Annotated in this window: 4 protein-coding genes, 8 tRNA genes, 1 rRNA gene and 2 pseudogenes; 1 reads left to right on the forward strand and 14 read right to left on the reverse strand. The window is 44.3% G+C overall.

The genetic code is table 11. From position 1 onward, the window contains the following. Positions 1 to 100: 100 nt before the first annotated feature. The 4 genes from DER53_RS15065 to DER53_RS15080 form a co-directional block, all read right to left on the reverse strand. A complete protein-coding gene (locus DER53_RS15065; RefSeq protein WP_062756500.1) occupies positions 101 to 526 on the reverse strand; it encodes a hypothetical protein in 426 nt (141 codons plus the stop codon). 106 nt (positions 527 to 632) lie between these two features. Continuing rightward, positions 633 to 899: a hypothetical protein gene (locus DER53_RS15070; RefSeq protein ID WP_062756502.1), complete on the reverse strand. Its 267-nt coding sequence runs from the start codon at positions 897 to 899 to the stop codon at positions 633 to 635. A gap of 1,001 nt (positions 900 to 1,900) precedes the next feature. Then, positions 1,901 to 2,230: a hypothetical protein gene (locus DER53_RS15075; protein ID WP_062756504.1), complete on the reverse strand. Its 330-nt coding sequence runs from the start codon at positions 2,228 to 2,230 to the stop codon at positions 1,901 to 1,903. 397 nt (positions 2,231 to 2,627) lie between these two features. After that, positions 2,628 to 5,375, reverse strand: coding sequence for a dynamin family protein (locus tag DER53_RS15080; protein ID WP_062756505.1), 2,748 nt, complete (start codon positions 5,373 to 5,375; stop codon positions 2,628 to 2,630). Between the two features lie 389 nt (positions 5,376 to 5,764). On the opposite strand from DER53_RS15080, the pseudogene DER53_RS17475 reads away from it, so the two are divergent. Next, positions 5,765 to 5,950: pseudogene (locus tag DER53_RS17475) on the forward strand (amine oxidase); the annotation flags it as partial. Here the strand turns inward: DER53_RS17475 and DER53_RS15090 are convergent. The 10 genes and pseudogenes from DER53_RS15090 to DER53_RS15135 form a co-directional block, all read right to left on the reverse strand. Next, positions 5,951 to 6,178: pseudogene (locus DER53_RS15090) on the reverse strand (alkaline phosphatase); the annotation flags it as partial. Positions 6,179 to 6,360: 182 nt separating this feature from the next. Continuing rightward, positions 6,361 to 6,434, reverse strand: a tRNA-Arg gene (locus tag DER53_RS15095). 277 nt (positions 6,435 to 6,711) lie between these two features. Further along, a tRNA-Gly gene (locus tag DER53_RS15100) sits at positions 6,712 to 6,782 on the reverse strand. A gap of 5 nt (positions 6,783 to 6,787) precedes the next feature. Continuing rightward, positions 6,788 to 6,861: transfer RNA gene (locus DER53_RS15105), tRNA-Cys, on the reverse strand. A gap of 6 nt (positions 6,862 to 6,867) precedes the next feature. Then, positions 6,868 to 6,939, reverse strand: a tRNA-Gly gene (locus DER53_RS15110). A gap of 3 nt (positions 6,940 to 6,942) precedes the next feature. Next, positions 6,943 to 7,017, reverse strand: a tRNA-Gln gene (locus DER53_RS15115). Between the two features lie 47 nt (positions 7,018 to 7,064). Beyond that, positions 7,065 to 7,135 (reverse strand) — tRNA-Trp (locus DER53_RS15120). A 215-nt stretch (positions 7,136 to 7,350) separates the two neighbouring features. After that, a tRNA-Pro gene (locus DER53_RS15125) sits at positions 7,351 to 7,427 on the reverse strand. Between the two features lie 3 nt (positions 7,428 to 7,430). Then, positions 7,431 to 7,507, reverse strand: a tRNA-Arg gene (locus DER53_RS15130). Between the two features lie 323 nt (positions 7,508 to 7,830). After that, positions 7,831 to 10,766, reverse strand: a 23S ribosomal RNA gene (locus DER53_RS15135). Positions 10,767 to 11,042 lie beyond the last annotated feature (276 nt).

The raw sequence follows: 11,042 nt of genomic DNA on the forward strand, positions 1-11,042 counted from the left end.
CTTACCAAGTTTTATTAAGCTAACCCTTAGCCAACTATGAAGCGAGCTTCACCACAGATGATAGAAGTTAATTCGTTCATTCAGGGAGTAAAACAAAAAACTAAATCACTTCTTGATATATGTTTAGTTGTAATGGTATCGATTTTAAAGGTATTTGGAATTCCTTTAAATTTTCTACATGTGCAAAAAAATTCTCCATGTCGCCATCAGTATCAAAATACCATTCTGATGCTTCCAATTTTTTTAGTTCATCGGTTGGCTTAAATACAAATTCACAATGAAGTTGTTCTGTACGAGAATACTCCTCATCTTCATAGACAGTAAATTGCCTAACGAAATCGAAATAGAATAGTTCCTCTCCTGTAAAATCATATATTCCACATTGAAAAAGCAGAGCAAATTCATCTTCACCTTCTACTGGCTCTCTGCAAAAAGACTTAAATATTTCCCAAACTTCCACTACATTATTAGTCTTGTCACCTATTTTATCCTTGAGATAACTTTCCGCATCACTTACTTTTATCATTACTTCAACTCCCCTTATACCAATACTTATATAATTATTCTGCCCCGTTATTTGAATAAGAAAAAGGCTGTCGCAACAGTCTTACTTTCTTAAACTCAAGCGCCCGTTAGTTGAAATATGCTGACAAGGATTTAATAAACAAAATCCCAAAAAGTAAAGACCAAAGAAAACCGAACACAAAGATTAGAACCCTTTTAATAATGGCTGGAGAAAATGTAAAGGCAAGTCCTACAATTAACTCTATAAGATTGTCAGCAAGAAAAAATCCCATTTCATCAATATCCTTCTTTTTACCAAACAGCGAAAACCAAATTATAAATAACCCGACTAACAGAAAAATTAGGGTAAAGAATGTAAACTGTATATTTTCCATCTGATAATTACCCCTTTGTTAAAACCTCTTATTATTGTTTAGACATTTTCTAATAAACATTCAAACGGAAATACATCTCTATCTATTGAAGAAAAATACTGCAATGTGTATATTCCTTATTAAACTAATTTGTCCTCGTTAGTTTAACAAATACCCTCTTTTCCTGTGTACTGCTCAAATTTTTCCTTTTTCCCCTCCTGTTTTTATCTGCTTAAATCATATACATTCGCCGAAATAAAAAAGACCACTAAAAAAGTGGTCATCTTTAACGTAAGAGATACCCCTTAGCCAACCATGAAGCAGACTTCACCACAGATGATGGAAGAAATTTTATTTTTCCATGGATCAACGGATCAACAACATTCTTTAACAGGCACCCGTGTCGATGGATGAAATAACAGTAAAAGCTATCCACAGTTATTTCAAAGTAGAGGTGTGAGAGTGAAGTGATAAAAAACAAAAAATTCTGCGGATAGCAGGGCATTTCATTACGAGTTCTCTCTTACGATGTATAATCTTTGTTATCTAAGTCTAATATAGCAACCACAAAATTAACTGAACCTCTGTCCAGCAGACATTATGGGAAAAGTAAAGTACGAACTAAAATGGGATGTTATAGTGACTTTAACCAATAGGAATCCAATTATTGTATAAAAGAGACTGATTACTACCAAACGAACACTTTTCGAAGAGTTTATGCCTTTTTTAATATCCATCAATGACTACTCCTTCATTTATTTCACTAACTCAAAAATTTCCCCACAAGTTAAACTATTATAACAATATACAAATATTGTAAAATGATCGCCGCCTGTTACAAAAACAAAAACCCTGCTTCCACATGGAAAGCAGGTACTAACCAAACATTTTAGACCTAATAGATTTACAATTCCAAATAACTGTCAAGGCCATTTTATCATCGGCTTTAACATTTATTCCTATACATAGAGAAAGCCAGCATTATTTTCTGACTTAAAATTTTAATTTCAATTCCTTTAGTACTACGATAGTTTAACGTTGGAAGCTGTCATGCCCAGGATAATACCCGCCGTGACCATGATGATAGCCATGACCAGGATAATACCCACCATGACCATGGTGATAGCCATGACCAGGATAATATCCGCCATGACCATGATGATAGCCATGACCAGGATAATACCCACCGTGGCCATGATGATAGCCATGACCAGGATAATACCCACCGTGGCCATGATGATAGCCATGACCAAGATAATACCCACCATGACCATGATGATAGCCATGACCAGGATAATACCCACCATGACCATGATGATAACCGTGACCAGGATAACTATCGTAACTTCCAATGGATTGTCTTTCCATTTTATATCTCCCCTTAACTGTTTTTAAAATAGTGTATGCGTCCATATTCAAAGAGGTATAGATTCTTGCCCATTATGACGCTTGCGAAATTGTTGTTTTGATTACGGTTAATATCCTAATGTGCCACAGGAAAATAGCCCCTTTTTCACCTGACTTGCCCTGTTAGTTGAACAACTTTACTTCTTTTTGAATTAAAGCACCGTTATCCAACCATGAAGCAAGCTTCACCACAGATAATGGAAGGTTATTCGTTCTTCCATGGGAGTTGAGGAAGATGGTGATTTTATTCAGAAATCGGACTTCTATCTTCATCCATAATTTTGATGTTTGTATTTCAACGAAAAAATCGGCCCCATAGACCGATTTTTTCGTTCAATCTCATTATACTTGAACAACTCTTTTTGTGGAAATGGCAATCCACTCGTATTGGCGGAGCTTCACTTCGAACAATGTTAGCGGATCGCGGTACGTTTCCGGATTCGATCTCATTTTCTCCAGCTCTTCTTCTTTTTCATTGATTTCTTTTTTCGTTTCTTCTACAGTTTGATTCAATACGTCAAACGGGTTTCGGAAGAAGATCGAAATATCTCGTTCCAATGCTTTCTCAAACAATTCGAATTGCAGAAGCAGCTTGTTCACAATAGATTCGGTAACGTCTAAATAATCCTGATTTTCAACAAACTGCTTGTATTTGTTATATAACATCGCATTGTTTTGCTGGAATGCTCCAAACAGCTTGCCAGCACTTTTCAATAAAATTTGATACGGTGTGCGGCGGAGAAAAATATTCACCTTCTCCATTTGCACGCCGCTCGTCATCCGGTCTGCATCCCGTCGCCAGTCATCAAGCACTTTAAAGTCGCAATTCAGCTTAAGCCGCTCTTCCCCATACATCGCATTAAACCCATCGCATATTTCATCCAGGAAAGATTGACAGTGATGAAGTTCATCATTTGCCGTTAAAATCCATTCCTGTAGAGAATGATAAAGCTTAGGCAAGACCTTATCATTTACATAAGCATGTACTCTCCGGTTCATCTCATCATTTAGTTCAAGATGAATTTTACGGAAATCACTGTCTTCTCGAATCAGATCAGAACTTTCTCGTAAAATTTTCGGAATATTTTCCGATAGATCCGATCTGATTTCCTCCAAGACTTTATGGAACGTTCTCTTGATAATTCGCGCTTTTTCTTCTTTCAAATCCGTTAATTGATGGATTGCACCACCTAGCTTTGCGACCATCTCTTCATTCCATTTAATCGAATCAGCCAGGCTGTTTTCCATTTCTGCCCGTTTATCCAATAAATGATTGATTAATTGACGAATAAAGATTAATATTTTTTCAATTCGATCGTCTTCCGCAATTGGTCGGCTCAAATTTTTCAAGAACTCGGCTAGATCATTTTGTTGTTTTCTGCTTCTTAAACGTGATGAATAGGCAAGCACCCGAGCCTGCGGAACATATGCCCGAACTCTCGAACGAGTGTCTTCAATAATTTCGGCGGCTTCTTGTTCATCATAAATTTCATCGATTTTATTGAGCAGAAAATGAATTGAAAGATTAGGGGCATATTCCCGAATCAGCATTAGGATCTCTTGTTCTTGTTCGGTAAAAGGATCGTTCGCATCAAGCACAAATAATAAACTGTCGGCAAAATGCAGATATTTTAGCGCTTCTTCCATATCATTACGGTCGCTAAATCCCGGCGTATCCATAAGAACTAGCCTGTTTTCCTGCAAAATTGGCGATGGAAGAGAAAACTCCACAATCGTATTGTCAAAATCCTTATTCAGCCGTCTATCTACTGCCTCCTGGAATTCATGGAAACTTGAAAATGTGGTTAATTCTTCATCGGATATTTTTCTAATCTCCGTCTCCTCATTCCCCTTAAATACAATAACGGAAGATGTCGGAGCAGTTTGGATATTTTCTCCGAGGACCGAATTGATAAAAGCAGACTTTCCATTTCCGGAAGTTCCAGCTACAACTAAATGGTGTGTTTCAAAATCAACCAGTTCTCGGATGATCCATCTAAAACGGTGACCTGGATCAACATGCTGCGCTTCCGCCCATTTTACGATGGAATCGAATAATGTAAGGCTGTATTCCAACCCGTCTGTCCCATTGCGGGAATGGAAAATAAGATTTTCGGCAGCATTGACCACCTCTGGACTAATGCTGGATGGAAATTTCTCGCTCCATGCCAGTACCGCTGCAGAAGCAAATAAAGCATGAGAATCATCGGCTATTTTGAGCCAGTTCGTTAAGATGCTCGGAATAATCTCATCCAGTTCTTTAATTAAATACTTTCCATCGATCAATTCAAAATAAGTTTCCTGATAAAGCGCTGACAGCTCTTTCCAATACTGTTCCCGGCTTGCATCGAGATTTAAGAAAAGTTGGTTAAATTCCTTCAGCCATGAAAAATAGGAACGCTCGTTTTTATAGCTATTCCATAATGCCTGAACGATCTGCTCAAATCTTGTCTGATCGACTCTGTATAGCACGGCTAAGCATTTGGAAAAATAATGCGGTTCAAAGATTTTTGTTAGTCCTTGCTCTGCGTATGTTTTTAAAATATCAAACCAATGATCTGACTCTGTTCGGACCGCTTCATTTACTGCCAGTTCAATTGCGCTCTTCCAATCCTTATGTTTTTCAAAAAAGGCGCGAGCAATGTCAGTCACATTCGGGTAGTCCGGATTAAAGGATACCGCTTTTTTAATCACTTGGTCAGCTTTTTCAAGCTTGCCTTGGTCTATATAAAGCGAAAATAATTGCAGTGCAACTTCGGATTGCAAGACACTGCTTTCCGTATTAATAGATTTATAAATCTCTTCAGCTGTTGATAATTGCCCGATTTCATGGTAACAATCCGCTATATTTTTCTTCGCCCACGGTTCTAAATCATTATGAACGTTTTCCCATTTGAAAATAGCTGCTTCATAATCTTTGTGATGAAAATATACTTCTCCCTGGGCGAAACGGATGGTGGAGATGTCAGTTGTCTGATCTTTATGCCCGGCAAGAAAAGCTTCTCCGAGCACACGGACAGGATTTTTTTCATCTGCTTCCATCAATGTTTCATAAAATGTTTTTTTGATCAGTTGATTCTCTAACGTCATGTTTACCCCCGACCTATATATTTTACATACCGTATTATATAGTTATTAAAACTTTCCTGTTTCTATCCTTAGATATTCTAGCAAACTTACTTTTGCAATAAAGTTTCAAATTGTTTTCATTTACAATACAGATTTTTATCATGGTGTAAAATTTCAGCTAAATTATGTTATTAATTGGATTGAAATGTAAAAAGCTGCATAATCCTCCTGAGAATGCTGACAGCTGGTTTTCCATCATCAATACTATTTTAGTAGTATCAGTATGTCCTGATTTTATAGATTTCTTGCACTAGAACTAAAAGGAGCAGGATGTATGCTGCTCCATTTTTGCATAACTGCACTTTCTGGCTGAATAAGATGACAGTAAGCCATCTTTTTGTCAGCTCACAAAAGAATTGGATAAATATTCGATGGACGCTTATTTGAGATACAACCCGTTTGGAGTTAGGTTATCTGCAGGCGCCATCGACATGATCAAAGTACTTCTTTCACTGGAAGGATTAGTGGAGCTTTCTTTCCTAGAGCTGTTACGTGAACTAATGATCTTGTTTACCCCTAATATTCGCTTCTATGAAAAATTTAATGCCTTTATCAATCATGCGTTTAATTTCTTTATCCGCAGCATATCCAAGTTTAATCCATTCTAACTTGCCGGTCCCGCCGTTTTCTGCGCTTGTTTGCATAAATTTCGCCGCATATAAGATGTCGGCTGACAAATCACGCGGTTTATCAGCCACATACATAAACAGCGCTGTATATTCACCATCGTCTCCAAAGTAAGCGGTGCGCTCATCCGGCATTACATCATCATTTCATTGCCTATGCTTCGCTTAGAAGTGGGGGCTTCTTGGTAAAAAAAAGATAAAAAAAGAAGCGGCTATTGACCGCTTTTTCATTGCCCCCCACTATCCGGGTTGTCTTCTTATCACTTTATCGCTTGCAATTACAACAAAAAGCCAGCCGTTAAGGCTGGTTTTTTGCATAGCGTCCCAGGAGAGATTCGAACTCCCGACCGACGGCTTAGAAGGCCGCTGCTCTATCCGGCTGAGCTACTGGGACATAGTGTTATTATACTTATATTTTTAGCTGGCTGTCTCTTCCTCTACTAGCTAACTCAAGGAAGCGGGATGCGTCGAGACAACTCGCAGTGGATTCATAGATGTAATGCTCGTTGCTCTATCCGGCTGAGCTACTGGGACATGGTGTTATTTGCTACACTCCTATTTTTTCGATGCTGCCTCTTCCTCTACGAGCTGGCTCAAGGGAAGCCAGATGCATCGAGGCAATGTTCTAACAGTTTTTAATGATATTGCGACAACTAGAAGCAAGAAAAAAAAGCGGGTGATGGGAATCGAACCCACGACGTCAGCTTGGGAAGCTGAAGTTTTACCACTAAACTACACCCGCACAATTGGAGGCGGCACCCGGATTCGAACCGGGGATGAAGGTTTTGCAGACCTCTGCCTTACCACTTGGCTATGCCGCCAAGAAAAGCGGAAGACGGGACTCGAACCCGCGACCCCCACCTTGGCAAGGTGGTGTTCTACCACTGAACTACTTCCGCAATTGGCTGGGCTAGCTGGATTCGAACCAGCGCATCACGGAGTCAAAGTCCGTTGCCTTACCACTTGGCTATAGCCCAATGTATCATCATTTCATCGCTTGCTAAACTTCATTTTAAGGTTTATACAGGGGCAGTAGGAATCGAACCCACACCGGAGGTTTTGGAGACCTCTGTTCTACCATTAAACTATGCCCCTATATCATATCATTCGAACCGCCAATCCAAAGGGAGCGGATTTACACTCTTCGAAGTCTATCCACTTCCCTACCTATCCCAACTAAGCATGAAATATTTAACTTACCGTTCTAATGGAATTTAAAACTCTACATGACTAAAGTCAAGAGTTTTCGTATTTACTCTTTAATATACATTATGTATAAAAGTTATGTATATGTATGTAAACTCTTCTCATGGTCGGGAAGACAGGATTCGAACCTGCGACCCCATGGTCCCAAACCATGTGCTCTACCAAGCTGAGCTACTTCCCGAAATGGCGCGCTCGAGAGGACTCGAACCCCTAACCTTCTGATCCGTAGTCAGACGCTCTATCCAGTTGAGCTACGAGCGCACATTACTTTATGAAGCGAAAGACGGAACTTAAAACTCATAATTCCTATCTTGGCAAGACGGCGTTTTACCACTAAATTACTTCTATTTTACATATGTTCATTCCCTCAAAACTAGATAACCGTCTGTTTGGAAGAAGCCGTTTTGCATAGGCGGCCTACGCTTTTCCGTTGTCTAGCTCCTAGCGTCCTCCACTTTTCGCTTTGTCTAGCTCCGGTGCCTAGCTCTCTTGCGCCAAATAACCTTCTCCCTTGAGGTGCAAGCACCTCTACGGGTGAAGAACATTTGGCTTCGAGAGCTAAGCGCGGCACCTCCGCTTTTCGCTTGGTTAAGTCCTCGATCGATTAGTATCCGTCAGCTCCACGTGTCGCCACGCTTCCACCTCGGACCTATCGACCTCGTCATCTTCGAGGGATCTTACTCGCTTGACGCGATGGGAAATCTCATCTTGAGGGGGGCTTCACGCTTAGATGCTTTCAGCGCTTATCCCTTCCGCACATAGCTACCCAGCGGTGCCCCTGGCGGGACAACTGGTACACCAGCGGTGCGTCCATCCCGGTCCTCTCGTACTAAGGACAGCTCCTCTCAAATTTCCTGCGCCCGCGACGGATAGGGACCGAACTGTCTCACGACGTTCTGAACCCAGCTCGCGTACCGCTTTAATGGGCGAACAGCCCAACCCTTGGGACCGACTACAGCCCCAGGATGCGATGAGCCGACATCGAGGTGCCAAACCTCCCCGTCGATGTGGACTCTTGGGGGAGATCAGCCTGTTATCCCCGGGGTAGCTTTTATCCGTTGAGCGATGGCCCTTCCATACGGAACCACCGGATCACTAAGCCCGACTTTCGTCCCTGCTCGACCTGTCCGTCTCGCAGTCAAGCTCCCTTGTGCCTTTGCACTCTACGAATGATTTCCAACCATTCTGAGGGAACCTTTGGGCGCCTCCGTTACCTTTTGGGAGGCGACCGCCCCAGTCAAACTGCCCACCTGACACTGTCTCCCACCCCGATAAGGGGTGCGGGTTAGAATTTCAATACCGCCAGGGTGGTATCCCACCGGCGCCTCCACCGAAGCTGGCGCTCCGGCTTCTCAGGCTCCCACCTATCCTGTACAAGCGATACCAAAATTCCATATCAGGCTGCAGTAAAGCTCCACGGGGTCTTTCCGTCCTGTCGCGGGTAACCTGCATCTTCACAGGTAGTATGATTTCACCGGGTCTCTCGTTGAGACAGTGCCCAAGTCGTTACACCTTTCGTGCGGGTCGGAACTTACCCGACAAGGAATTTCGCTACCTTAGGACCGTTATAGTTACGGCCGCCGTTTACTGGGGCTTCGGTTCGCACCTTCAGCCTTGCGGCTTAAGCGCTCCCCTTAACCTTCCAGCACCGGGCAGGTGTCAGCCCCTATACTTCGCCTTTCGGCTTCGCAGAGACCTGTGTTTTTGGTAAACAGTCGCTTGGGCCTTTTCACTGCGGCTCTCTCGGGCTCATCACCCAAGAGAGCACCCCTTCTCCCGAAGTTACGGGGTCATTTTGCCGAGTTCCTTAACGAGAGTTCTCCCGCGCACCTTAGGATTCTCTCCTCGCCTACCTGTGTCGGTTTGCGGTACGGGCACCTCTCACCTCGCTAGAGGCTTTTCTTGGCAGTGTAGGATCGGGGACTTCGGGACCGATGGTCCCTTCGCCATCACGGCTCAGCCTTTGCGCCAGACGGATTTGCCTATCTGGCAGCCTAACCGCTTGGACAGGCTATTCCAGCAGCCTGCTCGCCCTACCTTCCTGCGTCCCCCCATTGCTCAAACGGTGAGGAGGTGGTACAGGAATCTCAACCTGTTGCCCATCACCTACGCCTTTCGGCCTCGGCTTAGGTCCCGACTAACCCTGAGCGGACGAACCTTCCTCAGGAAACCTTAGGCTTTCGGTGCAGAGGATTCTCACCTCTGTTTTCGCTACTCACACCGGCATTCTCACTTCTAAGCGCTCCACGAGTCCTTCCGGTCCCGCTTCGGCGCGCTTAGAACGCTCCCCTACCGATGACCAATGGTCATCCCACAGCTTCGGTGGCACGTTTAGCCCCGGTACATTTTCGGCGCAGAGTCACTCGACCAGTGAGCTATTACGCACTCTTTAAATGATGGCTGCTTCTAAGCCAACATCCTGGTTGTCTGGGCAACTCCACATCCTTTTCCACTTAACGTGCACTTTGGGACCTTAGCTGGTGGTCTGGGCTGTTTCCCTCTCGACCACGGATCTTATCACTCGTAGTCTGACTCCCAAGGATAAGTCGTTGGCATTCGGAGTTTGACTGAGTTCGGTAACCCGATGAGGGCCCCTAGCTCAATCAGTGCTCTACCTCCAAGACTCTTCCCTTGAGGCTAGCCCTAAAGCTATTTCGGGGAGAACCAGCTATCTCCAGGTTCGATTGGCATTTCACCCCTACCCACACCTCATCCCCGCACTTTTCAACGTACGTGGGTTCGGGCCTCCAGTAGGTGTTACCCTACCTTCACCCTGGACATGGGTAGATCACCTGGTTTCGGGTCTACGACGACGTACTTAACGCCCTATTCAGACTCGCTTTCGCTGCGGCTCCGTCTCTTCGACTTAACCTCGCACGTCATCGTAACTCGCCGGTTCATTCTACAAAAGGCACGCCATCACCCATAAACGGGCTCTGACTACTTGTAGGCACACGGTTTCAGGTTCTCTTTCACTCCCCTTCCGGGGTGCTTTTCACCTTTCCCTCACGGTACTGGTTCACTATCGGTCACTAGGGAGTATTTAGCCTTGGGAGATGGTCCTCCCTGCTTCCGACGGGATTCCCCGTGTCCCGCCGTACTCAGGATCCACTCGGGAGGGAACGAAGTTTCGACTACAGGGCTGTCACCTTCTCTGGCGGGCCTTTCCAGACCGCTTCGTCTACCCCGTTCCTTTGTAACTCCCATCATGAGTGGTCCTACAACCCCAAGAGGCAAGCCTCTTGGTTTGGGCTGTTCCCGTTTCGCTCGCCGCTACTCAGGGAATCGCGGTTGCTTTCTTCTCCTCCGGGTACTTAGATGTTTCAGTTCCCCGGGTGTGCCCTCCATACCCTATGGATTCAGGTATGGATACTGCCCCATTACGGGCAGTGGGTTTCCCCATTCGGACATCTCCGGATCAACGCTTGCTTACAGCTCCCCGAAGCGTTTCGGCGTTTGCCCCGTCCTTCATCGGCTCCTAGTGCCAAGGCATCCACCGTGCGCCCTTTCTAACTTAACCATGCGAAAACAGCTTCATGCTTGCCGCCTTCGCTTCTCGGCTTCTTCCTATGTCTAGCTTCGGCGCCTAGCCCCTCACGGTCGCTTCGGTCCTGCTGTGGCGGCAATAGCCTCCTCGCAGGCCCTCCAGCGCCTATCGGGGCTAACCGCGGCGCCTCCGCTTTTCTTCTCGGTTATCTAGTTTTCAAGGAACGAAGCTACTACTTTGAGTTCGCTTCTCTGCAGCTTTGTGCCGAGGAACCTAACTCCCTCGAACCTGCTTGTAGACGCAGGCACA

It is taken from the genome of Parageobacillus toebii NBRC 107807 (assembly GCF_003688615.2).
Taxonomy (GTDB): Bacteria; Bacillota; Bacilli; order Bacillales; family Anoxybacillaceae; genus Parageobacillus_B; species Parageobacillus_B toebii.

What these genes read in the sequence shown, in the direction of transcription:
- DER53_RS15070 (WP_062756502.1), bottom strand. Translation starts at nt 899, where the DNA reads ATGGAAAATATACAGTTTACATTCTTTACCCTAATTTTTCTGTTAGTC.
- DER53_RS15080 (WP_062756505.1), bottom strand. Translation starts at nt 5,375, where the DNA reads ATGACGTTAGAGAATCAACTGATCAAAAAAACATTTTATGAAACATTG.
- DER53_RS15065 (WP_062756500.1), bottom strand. Translation starts at nt 526, where the DNA reads ATGATAAAAGTAAGTGATGCGGAAAGTTATCTCAAGGATAAAATAGGT.